20 protein-coding genes are annotated in these 24,061 nt (G+C 27.7%); 8 read left to right on the top strand and 12 right to left on the bottom strand.

The window, feature by feature from the left end:
- Window positions 1-97: 97 nt before the first annotated feature.
- The gene (locus tag CM240_RS04095; protein ID WP_044036747.1) at window positions 98-1,591 is read right to left on the bottom strand and encodes a WD40/YVTN/BNR-like repeat-containing protein; all 1,494 of its coding nucleotides are present in this window, start codon (window positions 1,589-1,591) and stop codon (window positions 98-100) included.
- A gap of 137 nt (window positions 1,592-1,728) precedes the next feature.
- A complete protein-coding gene (locus CM240_RS04090) occupies window positions 1,729-2,595 on the bottom strand; it encodes an NAD(P)-dependent oxidoreductase (RefSeq protein ID WP_044036745.1) in 867 nt (288 codons plus the stop codon).
- Window positions 2,596-2,719: 124 nt separating this feature from the next.
- Here CM240_RS04090 and CM240_RS04085 point away from each other — a divergent pair, with 124 nt between their 5' ends.
- Window positions 2,720-3,487: a hypothetical protein gene (locus CM240_RS04085; protein ID WP_044036743.1), complete on the top strand. Its 768-nt coding sequence runs from the start codon at window positions 2,720-2,722 to the stop codon at window positions 3,485-3,487.
- Window positions 3,488-3,680: 193 nt separating this feature from the next.
- Here CM240_RS04085 and CM240_RS04080 read toward each other — a convergent pair whose 3' ends face one another.
- Complete coding sequence (locus CM240_RS04080) at window positions 3,681-4,946, bottom strand: MFS transporter (protein WP_044036742.1); 1,266 nt, start codon at window positions 4,944-4,946, stop codon at window positions 3,681-3,683.
- Window positions 4,947-5,165: 219 nt separating this feature from the next.
- Between CM240_RS04080 and CM240_RS04075 the strand changes: the two genes are divergently transcribed.
- On the top strand, window positions 5,166-6,503 hold the full coding sequence (locus CM240_RS04075) for a TldD/PmbA family protein (protein ID WP_044036741.1): 1,338 nt from the start codon (window positions 5,166-5,168) through the stop codon (window positions 6,501-6,503).
- A gap of 17 nt (window positions 6,504-6,520) precedes the next feature.
- On the top strand, window positions 6,521-7,735 hold the full coding sequence (locus CM240_RS04070; protein WP_044036739.1) for a metallopeptidase TldD-related protein: 1,215 nt from the start codon (window positions 6,521-6,523) through the stop codon (window positions 7,733-7,735).
- A 235-nt stretch (window positions 7,736-7,970) separates the two neighbouring features.
- On the opposite strand, the gene ndk is transcribed toward CM240_RS04070, so the two are convergent.
- Window positions 7,971-8,372 (bottom strand): nucleoside-diphosphate kinase, encoded by a 402-nt coding sequence (gene ndk / locus CM240_RS04065; RefSeq protein WP_044036737.1) that lies wholly within the window; start codon window positions 8,370-8,372, stop codon window positions 7,971-7,973.
- Window positions 8,373-8,514: 142 nt separating this feature from the next.
- On the opposite strand from ndk, the gene rbr reads away from it, so the two are divergent.
- Window positions 8,515-9,090: a rubrerythrin gene (gene rbr / locus CM240_RS04060; RefSeq protein WP_044036735.1), complete on the top strand. Its 576-nt coding sequence runs from the start codon at window positions 8,515-8,517 to the stop codon at window positions 9,088-9,090.
- 54 nt (window positions 9,091-9,144) lie between these two features.
- Here rbr and ftsH read toward each other — a convergent pair whose 3' ends face one another.
- Together ftsH and CM240_RS04050 are read right to left on the bottom strand one after the other, a co-directional pair.
- Window positions 9,145-10,968: an ATP-dependent zinc metalloprotease FtsH gene (gene ftsH, locus CM240_RS04055; RefSeq protein WP_044036727.1), complete on the bottom strand. Its 1,824-nt coding sequence runs from the start codon at window positions 10,966-10,968 to the stop codon at window positions 9,145-9,147.
- A 100-nt stretch (window positions 10,969-11,068) separates the two neighbouring features.
- Window positions 11,069-11,830, bottom strand: a complete 762-nt coding sequence (locus tag CM240_RS04050) for a hypothetical protein (RefSeq protein ID WP_044036725.1) — start codon at window positions 11,828-11,830, stop codon at window positions 11,069-11,071.
- 250 nt (window positions 11,831-12,080) lie between these two features.
- Here CM240_RS04050 and CM240_RS04045 point away from each other — a divergent pair, with 250 nt between their 5' ends.
- The gene (locus tag CM240_RS04045) at window positions 12,081-12,857 is read left to right on the top strand and encodes a GerMN domain-containing protein (RefSeq protein WP_044036723.1); all 777 of its coding nucleotides are present in this window, start codon (window positions 12,081-12,083) and stop codon (window positions 12,855-12,857) included.
- 199 nt (window positions 12,858-13,056) lie between these two features.
- On the opposite strand, the gene CM240_RS04040 is transcribed toward CM240_RS04045, so the two are convergent.
- On the bottom strand, window positions 13,057-16,266 hold the full coding sequence (locus tag CM240_RS04040; protein WP_044036722.1) for a DEAD/DEAH box helicase: 3,210 nt from the start codon (window positions 16,264-16,266) through the stop codon (window positions 13,057-13,059).
- 97 nt (window positions 16,267-16,363) lie between these two features.
- Entirely contained in the window at window positions 16,364-17,461 is a 1,098-nt protein-coding gene (locus CM240_RS04035) for a hypothetical protein (protein ID WP_044036705.1), read from the bottom strand.
- Between the two features lie 286 nt (window positions 17,462-17,747).
- On the opposite strand from CM240_RS04035, the gene CM240_RS04030 reads away from it, so the two are divergent.
- Entirely contained in the window at window positions 17,748-18,353 is a 606-nt protein-coding gene (locus CM240_RS04030) for a GerMN domain-containing protein (RefSeq protein WP_044036703.1), read from the top strand.
- Between the two features lie 150 nt (window positions 18,354-18,503).
- Here CM240_RS04030 and CM240_RS04025 read toward each other — a convergent pair whose 3' ends face one another.
- Together CM240_RS04025 and CM240_RS04020 are read right to left on the bottom strand one after the other, a co-directional pair.
- Window positions 18,504-18,701, bottom strand: coding sequence for a hypothetical protein (locus CM240_RS04025; RefSeq protein WP_044036701.1), 198 nt, complete (start codon window positions 18,699-18,701; stop codon window positions 18,504-18,506).
- A 20-nt stretch (window positions 18,702-18,721) separates the two neighbouring features.
- Window positions 18,722-19,396 carry a tetratricopeptide repeat protein gene (locus CM240_RS04020; protein WP_044036691.1) on the bottom strand — a complete coding sequence of 225 codons (675 nt, stop codon included), beginning with the start codon at window positions 19,394-19,396 and terminating at the stop codon, window positions 18,722-18,724.
- A 322-nt stretch (window positions 19,397-19,718) separates the two neighbouring features.
- Here CM240_RS04020 and CM240_RS04015 point away from each other — a divergent pair, with 322 nt between their 5' ends.
- Window positions 19,719-20,915: a trans-sulfuration enzyme family protein gene (locus CM240_RS04015; RefSeq protein ID WP_044036690.1), complete on the top strand. Its 1,197-nt coding sequence runs from the start codon at window positions 19,719-19,721 to the stop codon at window positions 20,913-20,915.
- 180 nt (window positions 20,916-21,095) lie between these two features.
- On the opposite strand, the gene srtB is transcribed toward CM240_RS04015, so the two are convergent.
- Complete coding sequence (gene srtB, locus CM240_RS04010) at window positions 21,096-21,830, bottom strand: class B sortase (protein ID WP_044036688.1); 735 nt, start codon at window positions 21,828-21,830, stop codon at window positions 21,096-21,098.
- Between the two features lie 168 nt (window positions 21,831-21,998).
- Window positions 21,999-23,396, bottom strand: coding sequence for a metallophosphoesterase family protein (locus CM240_RS04005; RefSeq protein ID WP_044036676.1), 1,398 nt, complete (start codon window positions 23,394-23,396; stop codon window positions 21,999-22,001).
- A 113-nt stretch (window positions 23,397-23,509) separates the two neighbouring features.
- On the opposite strand from CM240_RS04005, the gene CM240_RS04000 reads away from it, so the two are divergent.
- Window positions 23,510-24,022 carry a zinc ribbon domain-containing protein gene (locus tag CM240_RS04000; protein WP_044036674.1) on the top strand — a complete coding sequence of 171 codons (513 nt, stop codon included), beginning with the start codon at window positions 23,510-23,512 and terminating at the stop codon, window positions 24,020-24,022.
- Window positions 24,023-24,061: the final 39 nt, after the last annotated feature.

Here is a 24,061-nt window from a genome sequence, read left to right as displayed (position 1 = left end):
TTAGCATAATTACTACAAACTATAATAATAAAAGTCTATCGGTAATTGTATGACGATAGACTTTTATTATTCAATATATCAAAAACTAATTACTATATTACTCCTCCCCATCAAGTTCTTTTTCAAATTCCCAATTCTCTCCATGATCTTTAGATATATATAGTCCCTCAGAACTTTTAGCATAATATCCATCATTTTCTTGTCTGACCTCTAAATATAATAAGCCATCTTTTTCATATACCTTTTCTGTAGAATCATATGGATTAACATTAAACCTCATACCTCTTGCATCTACTAACTTCATTTTTATCTGTGTATAAGTTTTTCCACCATCTTCTGTACGAAATACTTTTGCATCGTTGCCACTTCCATATGCTAATACTACAAATCCTAAATCTTCATTTATAAAAGTTATTGAGGATACTTGACCCATTGACATCCCAAAAGCTATCCAATTAATTTCCACCCATGAGCTATCTTCTTTATTCAACTTATATAATGCATAAGTTCTACTTCCTAAAGATGAACTTGTCACCTCTAACTTATATTTAATATCCTCATTAAACCTATAAATAACTGTTCCGTCCTCTAGAAATATTGTTTCTCCTACTTTAAGTACATTTTCATCATTTTTTTCTGATTCACTTGGTATTCCTACATAATCTTCGGATTCTATATTATTTAGATCTTTTACAAAATTATATCTTTTAGGTGTAATTTTCTCTTCTTTATCTGGTACATAAACAGATATAGTTTTTCCCTTTATTTCAGATAATACTTTACTTGCTCCTCGTATATTTCCATTGAAATCAATATATAGAATTCCTTCTTTTTCGTATCCCCAGTTTCTTTTCCCCTTATATATAATGCCATACTCTTCACCTTCCCACCAACTCTCAATATCACTTTCTAAAGGAATGATATTTAAACATTTATTTAATTGTTCTACTGTATAATCATCATCTTCATTAGTATTTCCGTAAGAATATGAATGTATTGTAATCTTACTAGTTGAATCACTATAATAACTAATACCATATTCCTTTTTCTTTCCTTTTTTATCTTTTCCATAAATACCTGCTGAAAAAGAAGTAATTGTACCATCTTCTTCAAAAGTAAGATTCAGGTTACTAATGTACAATTTTTTTGGTAACTCTACTTCCTTTGAAATATTATTAATAATTCCTTTTAAGCCATCCTTGTATATTTTATTCTCATTTTCATATACAATCTCTTTTGTATTTTTATATTCATTATACTTATCAACAAAATATCCTTTTGAATTTATAGTAATTTTATATACTTCATATCCATATTTCAAAGTTATTGCCATTATTAATATAAGGGCTATACATATCCATTGTTTATAAAAGCCCCTATACTTTTCCCAAAGATTTTTTTCTACTCTTCTTACGATAAACCAGATCAACCATATTATAAAGAATACTCCAGATAAAAGTAATATCTTTATGTTAGTCCGTAAAAATCCATATTGATATACTGGAACAAATTCATACCATGATATCCAATATACTATAATAAAAATAGGATTAACCAACATATATAAAAATAAACTTCTTTTATTTTTCATTATAATTCTCCTCTAACTTATTAATTTATATCACTACATCTACACTGTACCATTTTATTACTTTTATTTCTGTAAAAAAATGTCGCTTAGCATATTTTTAAATGCTAAGCGACATGTATTCTTTTACTATCTTTATATTATTTCTTACTATAATATTTAATCAAAGCTTGTGTTCCTAAATCTCCCATACCTTCATTTTCAAGTTCCTCATAAATTTTCAGAACATCTTTTAATATATCTAATGAAAGCTTTCTACCTTCTGCTTCATCATTAGCAATTTTCATATCCTTTATAAAATGCTTTATATAGAAACCAGGATCTAAATTTTCATCTAATATATTCTTACCATTATTTTTAAGCTGCCAACTTCCTGCTGCACCTTCACTTATACTATTTAACATTTTCCTTGTATCAAGTCCATTTGCTCTTCCATAAGCAATAGCTTCACATGTTCCTGCAATTGTACCAGCTATAGCAATTTGATTTGCCATCTTTGTATGTTGACCTGCTCCAGCTTTTCCTTCATATATTATATTTGTTCCCATAGCCTTAAAAACATCTAAAGCTTTAGCAAAAACCTCTTCGTCACCACCTACCATTATAGACAATGTACCGTTTTTCGCACCAATGTCTCCACCAGAAACTGGAGCATCTAAAGCTAATAATCCTTTTTTCATACCCTCTTCATAAATTCTTTCTGAAAGTTTTGGACTAGTTGTAGTCATATCTATTAATATAGTTCCTTTATTACTATTTTCGATTATTCCATTTTCCCCAAAATAAACTTCCTCAACATCCTTTGGATATCCTACTATTGTTATAACAACATCTTTATTGTTTACACAACTCTTTATATCATCACACCATAATGCCCCTTCTTCTATAACTTCCTTGGCTTTACTTTTGGTTCTACTATATATTGAAACCTCGTAACCATTCTTCATTAAATTTCTAACCATATGTTTCCCCATAACACCAATTCCAATAAATCCAATGCTTCTCATCTATATGTACCTCTCTTCTTTTTTATCTTATTATATCATATATAGGCTTTTCTCTACCCTCTCTATAATTTTTATGTATTATTTTGTATAATAGTTGTAAATATTGTTATACAAAGGAGCTTATATGAAAAAGATCAGGTTTTTTTTAATTACTACATCATTATTAATTTTTATCATAGGATTTATTAGTTTTCTTTCATTGCTAGTATTTGCAAATAGCAATGATAAACCAGTTACCTATTACTTAAGACTAGTAAAAAATCAACTATCGTCTATTAATAACAACATTGATACTACTACTGATGTAAATATCAATAACAATGACACTAGTTTTACAGAACCATACATACCTTCGTCTTATCCTGATACCTCTAGTCCTAATTATAATAAACCTTTCGAATTAGCCCTAGAGGATATTAGAAATAGTCAATTACAATGTGCTTTGTCTGAAATGACAGATCCAGATACTTATCAGTATTTTGTCACAGAACAATATGATATTCAAAAAGAATATTTTATAGATACGATGAAAAATTTTCTCTCAACTACTAGCTTATCAGACTCATTAAGAATTGCTAATTCTCAATACAGTAACTATACAACAAACTTATTTGGTAATTCAAAAGATAAGCTAATTAATTTTTACACTATACTATCCAATAATTCAGTAAATTCTATTAATGAAATTAACTTTACAGTTTGCTCTATGGAACCTAAGGTTATTACCCCTGTGGATAATAGTGAAGGTAGCTTCTATGGATTTGTAGTTAAGTATCATTTTTCTCTTTCCGATGACAATAATTTTTCTCATGACTTTGGAACATCTTCAGATCCTATTGTTGGACTAGTTGGTAATAAAAATGACGTATTGTTAATTATTGAACCTTGGTAATATATTTCTAACACATTAAAAAGCTGTGATATATCACTCTATATCACAACTTTTTATACCATTACTATATATTATAAACTTTTTAAATATTAATTTTCTTTAATTAAAACTACTACAAGGAAATACCACTACTTAACTAGAACAGATGCCAATATGCATTTTTCCTATATACAACACCAAGACTTTTTAAAATTTATATATACTCTGCTTCTAAACTTCTCGCACTTTTCCCTTGAACTCTAAATAGTATAAATCCTAATGCAAACATTATTGCAATACCTACTACCCCGGCTTTAGAATTTCCAAAAATCTGTGTTGAAAGTCCCATTATCATTGTACCTACAAATGATGCTCCTTTACCAAAAACATCATATACACCAAAATATTCACTAGATTTTTCTTTTGGAATTATCTTAGCATAATATGAACGTGATAATGCTTGTATAGCTCCCTGGAAAACCCCAACAAAAGTTGCTAAGATCCAAAATTCAATAGCCGTATCTAATTGAAGGGCAAATAAAGCTATTAATAGGTAAGCTAGTATACATATAGATATTAAGTCTTTAACTTTAAATTTTTTAGATAACCTACCAAATAAAATAGCAAAAGGAAATGCTACAACTTGAGTTAATAATAATGCCATAAGCATACTATTATCAGTTATCCCTACATCTTTTCCATAAGATGTTGCCATCTCAATTATTGTATAAACTCCATCTATATAGAAGAAAAATGATATTAAAAAGATACATACTTTTCTATCATTTTTTATTTCTTTAAATATATTTGAAAGTCTACTTAAACTACTTAAAATAGAATTATTAGATCTTTCAACATAGTGAATTTGTTTATAATTTTTAATAAGTGGAATCGTAACTATAAGCCACCATAAACCATTTAATACAAAAGCTATTGCTGTTGCAATAAATGTACTAATACCTATTGCATCAGCCTTAAGAATTAATAAAAGACTTACTATAAAAGGTATGCAACTTCCTATATACCCCCAAGCATACCCTTTTGATGATACCTCATCCACTCTATCATCTGTAGTTACATCTACAAGCATTGAATCATAAAATATTAAACTCATAGAAAATACTATTTTACCTATTACAAATAGTGCTAAAAACATTATTACTGTAGTAGGTATTGATAGTGATGCACATATTAATACCCCTATTATCATTGAAAATGTAAAAAACGGCTTTTTGTACCCTTTATTATCTGCCATAGTTCCTAAGATTGGTCCCAACACTGCAACTATAATAGTAGATATTGAAATAGCATAACTATAATATGCTGTTGAGTTAGCTAACGATATGCCCTCAGCTGATGCCATATTTTTATAATATATCGGTATTATAGTTGACATAAGTAACACAAAAGCAGAATTACCAACATCATATAGAATCCAATACTTTTCTAATTTATTAAGTTTACTGCTACTCTTCTCCATAATAAACCTCCATACAGATCTTATATATTTAATTAAATATTAGTCTCCGCATGTTAATTCTATGGAAAGCTATTGTTAAAATATTGTTATCACTCTAAATTTCTCTGGCAACTCCAAATTATTATCTAAACTATCTTCATAATATTATAACTCTTAATCATATAAAGTGTAATTAATAGTATAATTTATATAATAACAGTAATAGGAGGTATTTATTTAATGTTTAAATTTCCAAAAGGTTTATATACAGATATTCGTATTGAAACTATCTATAGTACAAAAATAATATTAGACAACTTTAAGCTAAAACAAAATAATAGTAAAACTGAAATCGGTGCAATAATCAGATTATTTGATGGTGATCGTTGGTATTATAGCTCTACAACTGAAATAAATAATATCCAAAACGAAATAGATTCTTTAGCCAAAATGGCTAAAGTAAATGATGATATAGAAAATAATCCTATCGTGAAAAGACTTGAAGTCAATAAAGGTAATTATCTTAAATATAAAGATTCCGATATTTCTAAAATTAGTAACAAAAGCAAAATTGATGTCCTTAATTCTTATGTGCCACTATTAAAGAATTTTAAAGAGATCCAAGATTGCAAATTATATTATTTAGACAACCATACAGAAAAACATATTATATCTAGTAAAGGAACAGATGTAACTTTTGATTTTCAAACCTGTTCAATTTCTCCTAGATACATTTTAAACGTCAATAATGAACCTTTTAATGGTGGTAATGATATCTTATCTGTAACATTTGATAAACTTTCAAATAAAGAAGATTTCATAATAAATAATATAAAAAAAGATATAGATTATATTACTAATGCAGTGGCCGTTACCCCTGGAAAATATACTTGTATCTTATCCCCAGTAACTACTGGAGTATTTGCTCATGAAAGCTTTGGACATAAAAGTGAGTCTGATTTTATGGTTGGTGATGAAACTATGAAAAAAGAATGGGTTTTAGGTAAAAAAGTAGGTTCCGATATTCTAAACATTGTAGATACTGGATCTATAGAAGGTGCTGGATATACCCCTTTCGATGATGAAGGTACTAAGTGTAAAAAGAACTATATAATAAAAGATGGTATTTTAAATGGGCGTCTTCATAGCTCTAATACCGCTGCAATATTAGAAGAAAACTTAACTGGAAACGCTAGAGCTATGAATTTTCAATATGAACCTCTAGTTAGGATGACAACAACTTTTATAGATAAAGGTTCTGAAACAAAGGAATCTCTATTTAAAAATGTAAAAGAAGGTATTTTTATAGATACTATTCGTCATGGTTCTGGTATGACGACTTTCACAATAGCTCCTGCTAGAGCTTACATGATTCGTAATGGTAAAATTTCTGAACCCGTTAAAATTTCTGTTATCTCCGGTAACGTTATGTCTACTTTGAACAAAATTGATGGTATATCTGATAAAGTTGAACTTTTCTCATTTGCCCTTGGTGGTTGCGGTAAAATGGAACAATATCCATTAAAGGTCGGTATTGGTGGTCCATATATTCGTGTAAATGAAATAAATGTTCAATAATTAAGGAGGTAATATATATGATAAAAGAATTATATAAAGAAATAACTAATGAGATATCTTTAAGTATTTCACAAAGTAAAATAGATTCTATAATAAAAAAATCTATAACTAAAAATGGATGCAGAGTATATGAAAATGGATATATTGGTGTTGCTGGTTCTTTAGGAAATGTTACTAATGAAACTTGGGACGCTGCCAAAAGAAATCTTGATTTAAAAATTCCATATAACTTTGAAGTAGAAAAAAATAAAGTTAGAGAACGTGACTTAAGGGAATACAATCCTTCTGCTGAAACTTTTGTACAGGATATGGACGATTTATTATCAACATTAAGAAGTGAATATCCCGACTTTATTTTTAGCAATAAAATTAAATTCATAAAAACTGAAACATCATTAACTAATGACGTAGGATTAAACTATAAAAATTATGATAGTTGCGTAAACTTAGAAATAATTATTAAACATAAATCCTCTCTCAATATTTTTGATAGTGGACTTATAAATATTAGTCGTAAATTTGATAAAGAAACTTTTTTATGCGAAGTAAGAAAACAATTAGATGCCTTTACTATATTAGAAACTTTACCTACTGGAAAAGTCCCAGTTATACTTGACTTTAATGAAATAAGTAATAAGTTTATAGAATCACTAAATGGAGAAACATTAAGCAAAGGTGCATCTATATTTTCCGATAAAGCTAACAAAGAAATTTTCTCAAAAGATTTTACATTATCAATAGATCGTAGTAAAAATAATATTCTTATTCCTTTCTTTGATAAAGAAGGTACTACTATAGAAAATGACATCTGTCCTTTAATTAATAACGGTGTACTTGAAAAACCTTATACTGATAAAAAAACCTCAATACAATTTGATTTACCATTGACAGCAGCTGCTAATGGTAATTATGATGATGTTCCCTCTTTATCAGATATATCTTTAACTGCAAAACCAGGAAATAAAACTTTAAAAGAATTACTAAATGGTGATTTAGGAATATTGGTAGTTATTTTAAGTGGTGGTGACTACACTAATAATGGTGATTATGTTTCACCGGTGCAAATGTCCTACCTAACTGACGGAGAAAACCTTCTTGGCAGGTTACCTGAATTTAATATTTCTAATAACATATATTCTATGTTTGGTAATGACTTTATCGGTATCACTAAAGATAAACCTTGCTTTAACTCTAATCTATTAGTAACAAAAATGAATATAACTCCGCTTTAACAGTGAAGAGATAAAAGTGAATAGGGCACAGGTTAAAAGGCACAGGACACAAGTAAGGTGAAAATTCCTCTTTGCGAGGAATTTTATTATAATCCTGCGGATAGCAAAGTGTTTTCATATTTACTATAGATACAGAAATTCCGCAGGAATTTCCTCCACCCCCGTGCACTGATATGCTCTATCAAGCTCACTGAAAAAAGCTGCCACACTCTCGTGCAACAGCTCCTTTTTTTTATTATTTAAACCAAATACTAATTTCACGATCTGCATTTTCCATAGAATCAGATGCATGTACTGTATTTATTGTCCCATTTGTAGCATAAAGCTTTCTTATTGTTCCTTCTTCTGCATTATCAGGATTAGTTGCACCATTTAAAGTTCTAACCTTTTGTATTGCATTTTCACCTTCTAAAACTAATGCAATTACAGGTCCACTTATTATGCACTCAATTAAATTAGGAAAATATGGTCTTCCTACATGCTCTTCATAATGTTTTTCTGCTATTTCCCTAGTTGGTTTTACTAATCTCATATCTGCTATTTCTAATCCGTTTTCTTCATAAATAGATATTATCTTTCCAACTACCTTTTTTTCAATACCATCAGGCTTAATTAAAACTAAACTATGTTCTCTCATAAGCTGCCACCTCTCTTTAAGTATACATTTTAATAATATAATGAAAAAAGTAATTCTGTATATAGTTTTTGTTAAATATTTATCTTTACAAACATATTTTTTTTATTATTACTAAAACTATTAAAAAGGAGTGATATTATATATGAATTTTGATAAAAGTGAAACAAAGACTAACTTAATGAGAGCTTTTGCTGGTGAATCACAAGCTAGAACAAGATATTCTATTGCTGCTGAAACAGCTAAAAAAGAAAAATTGTACATAATAGAAGAAATTTTTAATTATACCGCTAAACAAGAATTAGCTCATGCCTCAAGATTTTTACAAGCATTAAAAGATTTTAAAGGTGAAGAATTAAAAATAGATGCAGCTTATCCTGTAAGTAAATTTGATACAACATTAGAAGAATTACAACATGCAAAAGAAGGTGAATTTCATGAACATGATGAAGTTTATAAATCTTTTGCTGAAACTGCAAAAAATGAAGGATTCGATGCCATATCTAAACTATTTAATGATATTGCCTCAATAGAAAAAATTCATGGTACTAGATTTGAAGAATATGAAAAAGATTTACGAGAAGGTACATTATTCAAAAAGAATACTTCTGTAACATGGATGTGTACTAACTGCGGATTTATTTTAGAAGGTACTGATGCACCTTTAGTTTGTCCTGTCTGTTTACATGAACAAGGATACTTTAAGGTACTACACCAATAAAAAAAGAACTGCTATATTTTATATTAGCAGTTCTTTTTTCTATTTATTCAACTTTTATGAATTTAATATATTCATAAACTCTTCACCAGTTATTGTTTCCTTTTCTAAAAGATATGTTGATAACTCATGAAGTTTTCCCATATTATCTTTTAAAATATTGATAGCTTTTTCATGAGCACTTTTAACCATAGCTATCACTTCTTCATCAATTTTTGTTGCTGTTTCGTTTGAACAAGCAAGTGATGTATCTCCACCAAGATATTGATTAGTTACTGTTTCTAAAGCTACCATATCGAAATGCTCACTCATACCATATCTAGATATCATAGCACGAGCAATTTTTGTTGCTTGCTCTATATCATTAGATGCACCACTAGTTACTGATCCAAATACTAATTCTTCAGCTGCACGTCCACCGGTAAAGGTTACTATCTTATTGAAAGCTTCATCTTTACTCATTAAAACATGCTCTCCTTCTTCTACTTGCATAGTGTATCCAAGAGCCCCAGAAGTTCTAGGAATAATAGTTATTTTATGGACTGGCGCTGAATCCGTTTGACTAGCAGCTACTAAAGCGTGCCCAATTTCGTGATATGCAATAATTTCTTTTTCTTTTTGTGAAATAACTGCACCTTTTCTTTGATATCCTGCTATAACTACTTCAACACTTTCTTCTAAATCTTCTTGAAGTACTATCTCTCTACCCATTCTAACTGCTCTTAATGCACCTTCATTAATAATATTCTCAAGTTCAGCTCCTGATGCCCCAGATGTAGCTCTAGCAATAGTATTAAAATCTACATTGTCAGAAATCTTAACACCTTTTGCATGAACTTTTAGTATATCTTCTCTTCCTTTTAAATCTGGAAGTTCTACTGGTATTCTACGGTCAAAACGACCTGGACGTAATAATGCTTTATCTAAAGAGTCTGGTCTATTAGTCGCTGCTAAAATAACAACACCTTTTTTTCCATCAAATCCATCCATCTCTGTTAAAAGCTGATTTAACGTCTGCTCTCTTTCATCATTACCACCGCTGATACCACCATTGTCTCTCTTTTTACCAATAGTATCAATCTCATCAATAAACACTATACATGGTGCTTTTTCATTAGCCTGTTTAAATAGGTCACGAACTTTTGCAGCTCCCATTCCTACAAACATCTCAACAAATTCTGACCCTGATATTGAGAAAAATGGTACTTGCGCTTCTCCTGCTACTGCTCTAGCAAGCAATGTTTTACCTGTTCCTGGAGGTCCTACAAGTAACGCTCCTTTAGGTAGCTTTGCTCCAATTTCAGAATATTTTTGAGGATTATGAAGGAAATCAACTATCTCAGTTAATGCTTCTTTTGCCTCATCTTGCCCAGCAACATCTTTAAAAGTCTTTCCTGTTTGTGCTTCTACATAAATTTTAGCATTTGCTTTTCCGAAGGTCATTGCATTTCCTCCGCCACCCATCTTTTTCATCAATGTCCTAGATAATAATTGTCCTAAAATAAAGAAAACTAAAATTGGAAATATCCAAGTCATAAAAAAGCTAAGCATAGGCGATGCCTGTTTCGGAATTTCAGCAGAAAACTTAACTCCCGCATCTTTCAAACGGTTTACTAAATCATCATCTGGCCATATACCAGTCTTATATAGTTTCTCATCACCCTTATTATCCTTAATCAAATAAACAATTTGATTATCACCCATAGCGACTTCGGAAATTTTCCCCTTTTCTAAATCTTCTAAAAAAGTATTATATCCAACTTCTTTTATTTCCCTTTGAGAAATAAAAGGAAAAACCAATGTATTTAATAAAATAACAATAACAAATGTCACAACATAATAATATATCCATGATTTTTTCGGTGCTTTCTTCTCTTTCATATAACCCCTCCTTTGTTTATTATATAATAAAGATTATATTAAATACCAATAGTTTATTCAAGGAGTAGTTAATATGAACTTCTTAATATTAAGTGAACTTCTACCATCTACTTTTCAATAATTCATGAACCTTATTTAAATCACTATGTAATAAATTAAAATTATATCTAATCTTATTTGTTGAATCATTTAAAATTGCAGCAAACTTTTGTGAATTAATAGAAGACTCTTTTATCACTTTTTCTAACTCTTCTATTTTATTTTGTAGCTCTTCTATTTTAGTAATTTCTATATTTTGCTTTTCCCTGTATAAACTGTATATATCATTTTCTAAATAATCCTCTAAAAGAAAATAAAACTCTTCCTTTCTTTTTATAATCATCAATTTCACTATCTCCAATAATAATTTAGCTCCCATAACAAACATTATTGGCCAAAATGATATTATTATCTTGGAAACTACTACATTCTTATATTCCATAGTAGTTATCATAATAGACAAAAATGTTCCTATTACCCCTAGTACTTCTATTAAAGAACCATATACTTTTATACTTTTTTCTGCATTAATTAATTCTCTATCTAAATTTTTATTTATAATTGCATTCAAATTTATTTTTGATATTCCCGACTCAGCAGCTCTAATAAAACTATCAACAATAGACTTCAATACTTTATCTTTAGTTTCTAATTGCTCATTACCTTCATAAGATTTTAACTGTTTAGAAAAAGCTTCATATATTTTCTTTATTTTCATACACTTAATAAGCGCTATAATTAGTACAACTAATATTAAATCTATGAAAATCATACCTATCCCTAATTCAGTAAAACTTTTTCCTATTTCCCCAATTATTTTCATAAAATCACCCCATTTTTTTATAAAAACATTTGTATTTGTATATACTTTGATTATATAACGCTTTTTTCTATTTATTTGTCATTTTTTATCATGTAAAAGGCTTTTTTTTACCGTATTAATCGACTTAAAGTCTAAAATGCATAAAACTCTTCTGCATAACTATAAAACACCGTTTTGTGTATTTTTAACATATAAGTATTCTATATACATTTTATCTCTATATTGTATACTTATATAGAGGAGTGATTTTATGAAAAAACTAACTATTATTTTATTATTAATCTGTTTAATATGTTCATTATCTAGTTGTGAAAAAGAATCATCAAAGAAAGCTACTGAAAATACAAGTAAAAATAAAACTATTAGTAATAACAATGCTGATATATCAGACAAATCTGCTAAAGAGAAAAATAATCAAAATAACACCACCAATGAAGAATCAATTCCAGAGCCAACCATCACTGAAGATAATTCAATTAATAACATTACTACTGTAACTGATGGCACTACTACAGTAGATAATGCCTCTACCGTTATTGATAACAATGTACCTACCTATGCTCAACCTATTCAGGAACCTGAACAACTACCTTCTGTAGAAAATACTAGTAACACTAAGAAAAAAGTAGTACGGATTTTCTCTTATAATTCCTTAAATGATAGTATATCTTATTTTGATAAAGAAGTTGAAGTTATTGACGGTGCTCTAACAAAGACATTAGTGGAAGCATTAAAAGATCCATCTATAGCTGCAATTCCAGCTGATGCATATGTAAGGTCTGCAAGCATAGATAGAAATAACGACATGATATCAATAAACTTTGGCGATAAATTTATCGATACAACAAAAGTAGGTTCAACTTCAGAATATTATGTTTTAACCGCTACAATAAATACATTCTGTTATAACTTTGGAGTATCAAAAGCACTAATAACGCAAAATGGTAATCCATATGAATCTGGCCATGTTTCTATGGCACCTGGACAAACTTTTTCTGCAAATTACTCTGAATGTTATAGCAAATAAAAAATTCTATAACCTTATGTTTCAATACTTTTGATATAATTCACCACTACTTAACTAGAACAGATTCTAATATGCACTTAACCATATATATTAATACTATGAATATATAAAGCAAGCTATATGAAAGTTGAACTTTCATATAGCTTGCTTTAATATTTTATTACACTGCATGTTCTAAATATAAAATAGTCTTTATACTTTATATATCAAACTCCAATATTTCAAGAAGACTTTTCTCATCTAGATCTTTTACGATATTGTCACTACTACTGCCTTCATCTATTACTTTCTCAATAAGTTTCTCTTTATCTTTTTGCAACTTAACTATTTTTTCTTCTATAGTTCCTCTTGAAACTAATTTTATAACTTCAACAACATTTTTTTGTCCTATCCTATGTGCTCTATCTGTAGCTTGATTTTCAACAGCAGGATTCCACCATGGATCAAAATGAACTACTATATCTGCAGATGTTAAATTTAATCCTGTTCCACCAGCTTTTAAACTAATAAGAAATACTGAATCATCTCCATTATTAAAATTTTCTACCAAAGTCATTCTTTTCTTGGCCGGTATAGATCCATCTAAATAACTAAAATCTATTTTTTCTCCTTCTAGCCTTCTAGCTATATTTGAAAGAATTGATGTAAATTGTGAAAATACTAATATCTTGTGGTTCTCTTCTATAGCATGTTGTAATAATTCCATTAAAGCTTCAATTTTTCCGCTACCCCCATCATAATCATTAATTGTAACTGATGGATCTAATGCTATTTGTCTAAGCTTCGTTATATAAGATAATATTTCAATTTTACTACTTTCAAACTCGCCATCTTGTACTTTTTTTTCTATAAGTTCTGTGGCATATTTACTATATACCCCATAAACCTTTTTTTGCTCTTCTTCTAATTCAACTTCTACTATCTTTTCGATTTTTTCTGGTAATTCCTTTACTACATCACATTTCTTTCTTCTTAATATAAATGGTTCTATAAGCTTATTTAATTCTTCTATTACTACTTTATCTTCTCTGAGTTTTTTATGATATCGAACACTAAATGTTTTTTCATCATATAAGTATCCTGGCATAATGAAATCAAAAATAGACCATAATTCCATAAGCGAATTCTCCATCGGTGTCCCAGTAAGAGCAAATTTTACTTTAGCTTTAATCTCTTTGACCATCTTTGAATTTTGTGAATGAGGATTTTTAATATATTGAGCCTCATCTAATATAAAATAATCAAAATCCATATCCTTATAATATTCAATATCACCTTTTAATAAATTATATGTTGTAATAATAATATCAAAATCATCGCTTTCATTTAATACTTCTCTTCGCGTATCTTTGTCACCATTATTTATAACTACTTTTAATGTTGGAGCAAATTTTTCAAATTCATTTTTCCAATTATATATAAGTGATGTTGGAGTAACTACAAGAGATTTCTTTCCTTTTCCTGCAGAAATAAATGTTATAGCTTGAATTGTTTTTCCAAGTCCCATCTCATCGCCTAAGATTCCACCAAAACCTAATTCCTCTATTGTTTTCATCCACTTAAATCCTATAACTTGATACTCTCTAAGTACTCCATTTATATTCTTTGGAATCTTAAACCTTTTCTCACCTATTGAATCTAGTTTTTTCTTTAATTTGCTTAACTCTGGCTTTCCTTTAATATATTTTATATTATTCTCTTCTAAATAATTGTTAAGAAATATGCCTTTATTTTTAGGAATAGATACTTCATTGCTTTCTATATCAAAAGGTGCAACTGCATCAATCAATTTTAAAAAGCGTCTCATCTCTATTTCTTCTATATCTAAAAATTCACCATTATCAAGCTTGTAATATTTAACATTATCTCTAAAAGCTCTTAATATATTCTTTGTTTCACTTTCAGGTATATCCCCTAATTTAAACTTCATCTCAAAATAATCATATTTTCCTGCTGCTATCTCACCACTTATAAATTTACTTCCTATTGATTTTATTCCCTTAAAATTTTCTGAATAATATACTTCTCCTATATCTTGAAGTATATTTATTTTATATTTGAAAAAATTAAATATATAATCATCACCATATATTATATGAAACTTATTTTTTATAGCTTCAAATCCTAATGTCCTTAAAGTACCTATTATCTTATCTTCGCTCTTTTTATCTCGATATATTATTTTTTCTTCAAATTCATCCAATATATTAAACTGATACCTTCCATAAGAAACCTTTAATGTTAAAGTTACTTCTTCATTTTCCCGATCAAAATAGAAATGAAATTTTACTGGTTCATCTACAATCTTATCTTGAACCTTTTTGCTTAAGATAAGATTCTTGGTGATTTTCTTTATACTAGGAATAAGTTCTTTAAGTACCTTTTCTTCATTTTCAATAGGAATAGTTACTACATCACATTTATTAAATATCTTTAAATAATTATTTATCCTATAACAAAAATCATATGGTGGTAACACTATAGTTGTTCCATATATAAATACATTGCCCTTATCATTTAATGGCATAGCCATACCACTTGGACATTTTAATACATATTTATCCCCTATAATCTTCATATCAAAATCTATCATTGGTATATCAAAATTAATCTCTCCATCAACAGGTCTATTAAAAAAACCTTCATTGAGATAGATTCTATGATTAGATATAACTTTAAAAAAGTCTCTTAGAAAATATTCCGGTATATATATGTATTTTCCTGAAATAATCTTTTCTTTACTATTCTTTTCTATTTTCTTTAACGTTTCTATAAATTCAATAAGAACCTTATCTTTTGTAGATAATACTTGCTTATTTAAGTCAAAGGAAAAATTTTCACTATATTTAATAGGAATCTTATTGTAAAATCCAATTAAAAATTGATTTATATCTCTTAAAACATAAAGCTTATTTGAAGATACCTTCTTAAGTCCAATTCTAAATTCTGCAGATATATTTCCATTCCATTTATCCTTATTTATATATACCTCTATTTTAATCTCAGGCTTTTCTTTTTCTTCTGGTAAAAGTAATGATAATATGTCTACATTATCCCCATCTTCAATCTCTTTATCTTCATCACCTAGTTCTTCTAATGCTTTATAAAATGTTCCTACTACATGCTTACAACTATAATTTTTTCTTAAACGACCATTATTTTTATAATCTGCACAAGTGCAATATGTATATAATATTTTTTTATTTCTTATATCTACCTCTATAGTAGTCTTATACTCATTAAATAAGTTTTCTGAAATTACATTTCCATCAATACATATAATATTTTCTTCTTCCACTATATCCATAGATTCCACTAGGTCATTTTCAAATACTCTTTTACCCTTTATATGATTTTCTCCAATAGTATCTCTATTAAACATCTGCAATAATGACGATTTTTTCATCATAATCTATCCCAACCTTAAACTTTATTAACTAAATACGATTTTACTACAAAAAAGAGCTGATGCACAATAAATCGATATTGTGCATCAGCTCTTCATATTATGCTATGATACTGTTTTTACTAATCAGCGAATATTCACTTCTATCACTTATAATTATATTTTTGTCATCATATACAGATAATAAACATCTATCTGAGTTTACGCGATACTGATGAATAAATTGATCACCTTCTAACTTATATACTATATTTTCTCCACAAAAGCTTTTTACAGCCCATATATTGCCATCAATATCCTTATCAAAATCTTCTGCTGCAAAATTATAATTTTTTTCTACTTCATATTTATTTCCTTTAATAGTATATTTTAATATCTTTCCATTTAAATAATTAACAACATATATGCTCTCAGATACGATTATAAAATTTTTATTTAACTCTATTTTATTCTTTGGCATTACATTTTTTAAATTAATGCTCCCTTTACTTATAATATTACCTTCTCTAATTCTTATTATTTCTTCCTCATACTCATTCTTACTTTCTATAATATTTAAAGTATTATCAACATCATAGCTTACATTTAAGATATCTTTTTCAGCTACATATGAAAAATCATCACAATAAACCCCAGTAATCTTATTTTCTTTTCTTATATTCTTATCAGTTAATTTAACAGTGAACCATATACAACACTTATCATCTCTAGAATATACTCTTTTTAATTTTGCACTTCTTATTCTATATATGCTATAACTCTCTGCAAACTTTATATTTATAGCATCAATAATAGCTTTTTTAATTTTTTCTTCATTAATTTCTTCTACATGATCTAACTTCTCTTCTTCAAAATTAAACACAAATTCTTCCACTGAATTTTCCATTAAATTTTCTTTATTTATACGTGAAAAATATAACTTATCATTAACTAATTGGAAATCAGCAAATTCATACCCACTTATTATTACTTTTGATTCATTTCCCTTTAATAATTCTAAAACTGTTTCAATTTTATTATCGAAATTGTATTTTTCTTTAATAATTATAGATTTTTTTCTAAATACTATAGTATCTTTTATTTTAACAGTTTCTTCATCTACTGTTGAACTACCTGCTATTTCTTTTATATTTTCTGATCTATTTATTTGTAATAAAGACATTAACTTTAATGATATTTTACCCTTATTTTTTTTCATATCTCTCACCCTCACTGGTTTTATCTTTCTTTATTTTAATTATGCCATTGCAAAATACCATTTTCTACACTTTTTCGTATCATCTGACTTTTGTGTCTTATTTCATCAATTTTGTCTTATTCTTAACATTATGATGCAAATATACTATTTTATGATAACAAGATTTACTTTATATCCTTTTTATGTTATAATTACAGTTTATTTAAACTTTTTTAAATTTGTTAGTTCTATATTGAAAAAACCCCTTATATAATATTACAAAGCATATTATATAAGGGGTTTTTTTATGAAAAGAAAAGCAATTTCTTTATTGTTACTAATTTCGATATCCATATCCTTATTAGGATGTGGAAATAAAACTACTAAAGATAATAAAACAAGCTCTAACATAGACCCTTTTGTTATTGAAACTTCTACTAAGGATAGTAAAACTGATAACACAAATTCATCTATAGAAGATTCTAATGATCCTAAGACAAAAACCCAAACTGTAAGATTATATACTTATAATTGTTTAGATGACAAAATGACTTATTATAATGAAACTCTTAAAGTTACAGATGGTGCATTAGTAAAAGCTATCGTTAATGCTCTTAAAACTGAAAAAAATAGTGATACCCTAACTCTTTCCTCTAAGGTTACTGTAAATAGTGCTAAATTAGAAAATGATACTTTGAGTGTAGATTTTGGTGATAATTTTATAAATACCATGAATTTAGGATCTACTAGTGAATTAATGCTTTTAAAATCTCTAGTTAATTCTCTAGGATATAATTTTGGTGTATCAAAAGTCTACATAACTGTAAATGGAGACAATTACTCCTCTGGACATATATATAAAGACGAAAGGGAAACTTTTTCTGTAAACTACGATAATTGTGTAGAATATTAAAAAATATGTATCTTCAATATTCACCACTACTTATCTAGAACAGGTGATTATACAGAAAAAATTGTATATGCTAGGTAGTTATAAATTTATGAAAAATAATGGGTTATTACACAATTTTTACTTACCTTGTGTAATAACCCATTCTATATTTTATAATCTTCTATTTTTTGCTCCATACATCATAGATATTTCTCTAACTTTACTTGATGCCTCAAGAATATCATATCCTTTTTTAATACTCTCATCCTCTTCGTTGTTATTTAAATATTTATTTAAAATTTCCATATCGAATGGAGTTGATAAATTGCTTGTTAAATTATTAATATATATAGTCCCATTATTAATCATATACTTTTCCTCCAATCTAATTAGACACTCATTTCTATTTTTTCTTCTAATCTATTAATATGCTTTATAGTTGATTTTACATTTATATCTCTATTAGCTACTAAAGAGATCATTTCATTTACAATTATATTTTCTTTATCATAAATTTCTCTTGAAAATAATAAACTAATAGCTTCTTCTTTCTTACCCATAGCTAACAATATTAAAACTTTTCTTATGTTAAATATGCCATAGTAACAATTACTTTTTTCTATAGAATTTATTATTTTCTTAGCCTCTTTATATTTTTCAATACTTACTAAATAAGTAATATAATCTAATTTTAAGCTTTCCATATTTCTAAATATATTACTTATCTTTAGTAACAAAGCCTCTGCTTCTTCAAATTTCCCTTCTTCCATCAAAGAATTAAATTTATAATGATACCCAATATATTCAGAATTATTATATTTTAAAAGTTCTGATATAACCTCATTTACTTTATTAGTTTTATTTGTATTTCTATATATATGATAGAGTCTCTCTTTTGCTTCTAAATGAAATTTATCTATGCTTAATACTTTTTTATACATATGTATAGCAAAATCATAATTCATTTGTCTTTCATAAGATATTCCTTTTTCAAAATAATCTTTTTTTATATTGAACTCTTTTTTTGCTATAAAATAATTGTATTGTAAGCATAAATCCTTCATGGTTGTCCCCTACCTTTGTTAATATATTCTTTACACTTTAATTATCTCACTTTATTATGTAAATTTCCATATTTCTTCCTATACATTGTCTTTTTAATCGTATTTGAAATTTCTTTATATTTTTTTCTTTTATGATGGATTTTTTAACTTTTATGAATTCTATTTGACACTTCTTGTCTTCTATTGTATAATGATCGTTTTTTATTTACCTATGTATTTTTTTATATAAACTGTTTACTTTTTACACTGATTAGTATATTATATTATTATCACATATTCATATCGAAATAGTAGGAATAAATATTAAAGGGGGCTTTATGTTATGTCAAAGAATAAATTTGGATTAGAATACGGATTTCAAACTCGAGCTGTTCATAGTGGAAATGATATTGATGAAGGGAGTGGTGCTATTAAACGTCCTATAATTATGGCAAATAGTTATGCACTACCTTATGATCCAACAGATATAAATTGGAGTAGTACCGATAAAGCTCTCTATACAAGAAATAGTGGAGCAAATCAATTATATCTTCAAGAAAAATTAACGACTTTAGAAGGCTGCGAAGATTCTGTAGTTTTAGCTTCCGGAGTCTCAGCTCTTTCATCTGTATTTTTTACTTTTCTTAAATCAAAAGACCACGTAGTATGCTCAAAAATAACCTATCTTGCTGTATATAGATTACTGACAGAATATCTTCCTGATAAATATGGAATAGAATGTACTTTTGTAGATTCATCAAATTTAGAAGAACTAAAAGCTGCTATACGACCAAACACTAAATTAATTCATATAGAAACTCCAGGAAACCCTATTATAAACATTAGTGACATTGAAGAAATCGCTAAAATTGCTCACAATAATAATGCTTTATTATCTGTGGATAACACATTTGCTTCTTTATACAATCAACGTCCAACTTCATTAGGTGCAGATTTATCTATTGAAAGTCTCACAAAATATATAAACGGTCATGGAGATGCTATGGGTGGAGCCGTTCTAGGAAAAAAAGATCTAATTGATAAAATTAGAAAAGAAGCAATGGTTAACCTAGGTGGAACCATAAGTCCTTTCAATGCTTGGCTTATAATGAGAGGAGCTGTAACTTTACCATTAAGAATGAAACAACACAACAATAATGCTTTAAAAGTAGCTAAGTATCTAGAATCTTTACCTTTTGTTACTTTCGTGTCATATCCTGGACTTAAAAGTCACCCTGGACATGAAATAGCAAAAAAGCAAATGAAGAATGGTTTTTCTGGTGTTCTCTCTTTCGGAATAGATGCTGATTATGATACTCATAATGCTTTTATTAGTCATCTCAAAGTAATAACTTCTGCAGTATCTCTTGGTCATGACGAAAGCCTAATAGTATTCTTTGGACCAGATGATGAGCGTCAATATCTATATCCTGATGAATTTTCTAATGGATTTTTTAGATTTAGTGTTGGAATAGAGGATATTGAAGATATAATCAATGACTTAAAACAAGCCTTTGAAAAGGTAGGATTGAGCTATTAAAATTATAGAAAAATGCGGTGACATTAAAGTTTAATATCACCGCACTTATTTTATAATTAAAATTGGCATTGTAATGACTAAGTAATATGAAAATGTCAATTTTAGTTGCTATCTGCAAGATTATAATATTTTCCCCACAGGTGGAAAATTAACCTTCACTATTCACTGTCTTATTTAACTCTATTCATTTACTAATGTAGCTACTACAATAGTTCTCGCTCCGTCATATTCATAACTACATGTATATAGTGTTACTATATTTTGATAATCAGTATTGTTAACTTCTTTTTTAAACATAGATTTTTCTTTTAATTCTTCAATATACTCATCATATTCCGTTGAAGAATTAAATTTGTTTTTCAATTCATGGCTACTTTCATCCTCTACAAAAACTGAAAAAACTTCATATGTATATTCCATATTATTTTCTATAATTTTCATCTTTCCTTTTTTAAATTCATCAGATTCTTTATATTTTGTTATTTTATTAAACATACTACCATTTTTCATATTATGTCCATAAATTATTAAGTTCTTATCATTTTCTACATCATTTCTATAATCAAGAAAAATAGTTCCTGATGAACTCTTATTTTTATAAAAATCATTGTGTAAATAAAAATCATTGTCCTCGCCTTGTACAACAGGATATTCTATGGCGAATTCTGGAATGCTTATCCACAATTTATAATCCGAGTTTATTTCTTTTAATTTTTTATAGTTATCTTCATTTTCATCATTTACAACATTTTCTTCATCTTCACTATTTTCTGCTGCTGGTTTAAATTCTTCTACCTTAGAATAAGTTCTATCAGCTTTATAATATTGCCATCCTTTAACCCCTATCTCTGTAGCACTAAATGAAATTATCCCCAGTAGAATAATATTTATAATAAATCTTATTGCCTCTCTCATATTCCTCCCCTATTGAATACATATTTATAATCTGATTATACTTCATATCATAAGAATATATCAATATTAATGTATTAATTATCCTCCAATAAAAACCATAATAGTACTATTTTCATTATAGTTTAACATCTATTGAAATTATACACTAATTTACCACCTTTCACATCACTATTGTTTTATTATCTTAAACTCATCAATAACAGTACGATTATCATTAATAGTTTTAATATCTAAAGTATTATCTTTAACTTCAACACTAGTAACCATAGTTTCTTGTACTTCTGCCCTGAATGCTAAATAACTTGGCACCTCTTTAGACAATTCATAATACTTACTCCCAGTTGATGAAGCTGCAGTAATATATACTATTCCATTGGGATTATAAAGTTCTGTATCTTCCTTACTATATCTAATATCCTTTTCTCCACCCCTTAATATATAACTTCTACAATAAGTATGATCGTGACCATTAAGTACTAAGTCTATATTATTTTCTTCTAGTACTGGAACTATATTATCTCTAAATTTTACAACATCATCTTCTTCACTATGAGGTCCTGATCCATATATATCATAATGAAAAGTTACTATTCTCCACTTCAAATCTTTATTCTTTTCCACAGTTTTATTGATAAATTCTTTATGTTCCTCTGTGTTACTGTTATTACTGTTAAGAATAATAAATAATGCATTTTTATAAGTAAAATAATAATCTCCTCCAGCCTCTGTTTTTCCTAATGATGATTCATTTGGGTTATTAAAATGAAATGAATAGTTTCCGCTAGGAGAATCATGATTTCCAATAGCTGTAGCAATGGGCAACCATCTTAATATTTTTGTACTTAAGAAACCAGCATACTCCACCTCATTTTTATTATAATACTTACTAGGATTATTCTTGCTTCGTGATTGAATTTGATCTCCTGATGTAACTATAAAATTAGGACGTGGTATCGCTGATGTCATAAATGAAAAATTTAAGGATCTATCCCAATTAAAACCATCTCTTTTTGCAATATCAAATTTAGTTTCTCCATCTACATTCCATACATTTTTAGAAGCTCCTATTTGAGGATCGCCAGCAAATAAAAATGAAAATCCTTCTTTATCTATTGTTGATATCTTCAAAGGATCACTCCACTTATCATCTATAGTATAGCTATAGTAATATTCTTTTTTTGAGTTTAAATTCTTTACTGTAACTTTATTGGATAAATATCCTTTTGTAGCCTTCTCAGATTTAACATCTATTTTCTTTGAATTTATCATATCTTCACTTTCACTTACTTTAAATTCTGGCTTTTTTTCATCTTTCTTAGAATACCATGCAAAATTTATTTCTGTTTCATCTTTCCCTGGTGTTAATACGATTTCTGTAGGTTCACCATTTGTTTTTTCCCAACTTTTACTCCACTCTTCCCACTTATTTGTTTCTGTTACAAAAATATCATTCCCATCAAGCCACTGATACTTTCTTCTGTCAAAAGGTTCCCTTTTCACAATACATCCATTAAAAATTATTAGAACCAATAATAAAGGACATAAAACTTTCAATACTTTTTTCACAAAAACACCTCCTTATTATAATATAATACACAGTTATTAACATTTTAAGTATCATTTTCTATCATTATCCACATATACTATTATTATTTGTTAATAAATTGAGGTGATTAACGATGAGCGAACCTTCTATTATTGATAAATCAGAAGATTTAAATAATAAAATAAGATTAATAAAAAAGGAAATTTCTTTATATGAAAAAGAAATTTCTTTATTACAAATAAAAAAAAGATTCTTTCCTCCTAGTAAACACTTTTATAAATTCTTAGAGATTGTAAATTGGATTATAACTATAGTATCTATCATCTATTGGTTGAAATTCACTCCATCTTTACCTATACCTCTAGGAAATTATTTAAGATTATTAATAATCAGTAGTCCGTTCTTATTTTTAGCAATGCTTTTTAGAGACTGCTATAATTGTTGTATAAATAATGAAAATTATCTTTCATTATTACAAATTAAACTATTAGAACTTAATGATTTATTAGAAAAAATAAAAAAGGATCAAGTTGAATTATTATTTTCCAAAGAATCTATTAATGAAGATTTTAAAGAATGTCCAATCTGTTCAGAATTTGTACGAGCTAAAGCTAAGATATGTCGATATTGTGGTCATAAATTCTAACTTATTGATTAGATTATTATTTTTATATACAATGAATAT

This window comes from Clostridium bornimense (genome assembly GCF_000577895.1).
Classification (GTDB): Bacteria; Bacillota; Clostridia; order Clostridiales; family Clostridiaceae; genus Clostridium_AN; species Clostridium_AN bornimense.
This window is presented reverse-complemented; position numbering and strand designations above follow the sequence as displayed.

What these genes read in the sequence shown, in the direction of transcription:
- CM240_RS04025 (WP_044036701.1), bottom strand. Translation starts at nt 18,701, where the DNA reads ATGATTAATAATGGGACTATATATATTAATAATTTAACAAGCAATTTA.
- CM240_RS04075 (WP_044036741.1), top strand. Translation starts at nt 5,166, where the DNA reads ATGTTTAAATTTCCAAAAGGTTTATATACAGATATTCGTATTGAAACT.
- CM240_RS04020 (WP_044036691.1), bottom strand. Translation starts at nt 19,396, where the DNA reads ATGAAGGATTTATGCTTACAATACAATTATTTTATAGCAAAAAAAGAG.
- CM240_RS04030 (WP_044036703.1), top strand. Translation starts at nt 17,748, where the DNA reads ATGAAAAGAAAAGCAATTTCTTTATTGTTACTAATTTCGATATCCATA.
- CM240_RS04095 (WP_044036747.1), bottom strand. Translation starts at nt 1,591, where the DNA reads ATGAAAAATAAAAGAAGTTTATTTTTATATATGTTGGTTAATCCTATT.
- CM240_RS04090 (WP_044036745.1), bottom strand. Translation starts at nt 2,595, where the DNA reads ATGAGAAGCATTGGATTTATTGGAATTGGTGTTATGGGGAAACATATG.
- CM240_RS04050 (WP_044036725.1), bottom strand. Translation starts at nt 11,830, where the DNA reads ATGAAAATAATTGGGGAAATAGGAAAAAGTTTTACTGAATTAGGGATA.
- CM240_RS04000 (WP_044036674.1), top strand. Translation starts at nt 23,510, where the DNA reads ATGAGCGAACCTTCTATTATTGATAAATCAGAAGATTTAAATAATAAA.
- CM240_RS04040 (WP_044036722.1), bottom strand. Translation starts at nt 16,266, where the DNA reads ATGATGAAAAAATCGTCATTATTGCAGATGTTTAATAGAGATACTATT.
- ftsH (WP_044036727.1), bottom strand. Translation starts at nt 10,968, where the DNA reads ATGAAAGAGAAGAAAGCACCGAAAAAATCATGGATATATTATTATGTT.
- CM240_RS04035 (WP_044036705.1), bottom strand. Translation starts at nt 17,461, where the DNA reads ATGAAAAAAAATAAGGGTAAAATATCATTAAAGTTAATGTCTTTATTA.
- CM240_RS04045 (WP_044036723.1), top strand. Translation starts at nt 12,081, where the DNA reads ATGAAAAAACTAACTATTATTTTATTATTAATCTGTTTAATATGTTCA.
- CM240_RS04070 (WP_044036739.1), top strand. Translation starts at nt 6,521, where the DNA reads ATGATAAAAGAATTATATAAAGAAATAACTAATGAGATATCTTTAAGT.
- CM240_RS04085 (WP_044036743.1), top strand. Translation starts at nt 2,720, where the DNA reads ATGAAAAAGATCAGGTTTTTTTTAATTACTACATCATTATTAATTTTT.
- CM240_RS04015 (WP_044036690.1), top strand. Translation starts at nt 19,719, where the DNA reads ATGTCAAAGAATAAATTTGGATTAGAATACGGATTTCAAACTCGAGCT.
- rbr (WP_044036735.1), top strand. Translation starts at nt 8,515, where the DNA reads ATGAATTTTGATAAAAGTGAAACAAAGACTAACTTAATGAGAGCTTTT.
- srtB (WP_044036688.1), bottom strand. Translation starts at nt 21,830, where the DNA reads ATGAGAGAGGCAATAAGATTTATTATAAATATTATTCTACTGGGGATA.
- ndk (WP_044036737.1), bottom strand. Translation starts at nt 8,372, where the DNA reads ATGAGAGAACATAGTTTAGTTTTAATTAAGCCTGATGGTATTGAAAAA.
- CM240_RS04080 (WP_044036742.1), bottom strand. Translation starts at nt 4,946, where the DNA reads ATGGAGAAGAGTAGCAGTAAACTTAATAAATTAGAAAAGTATTGGATT.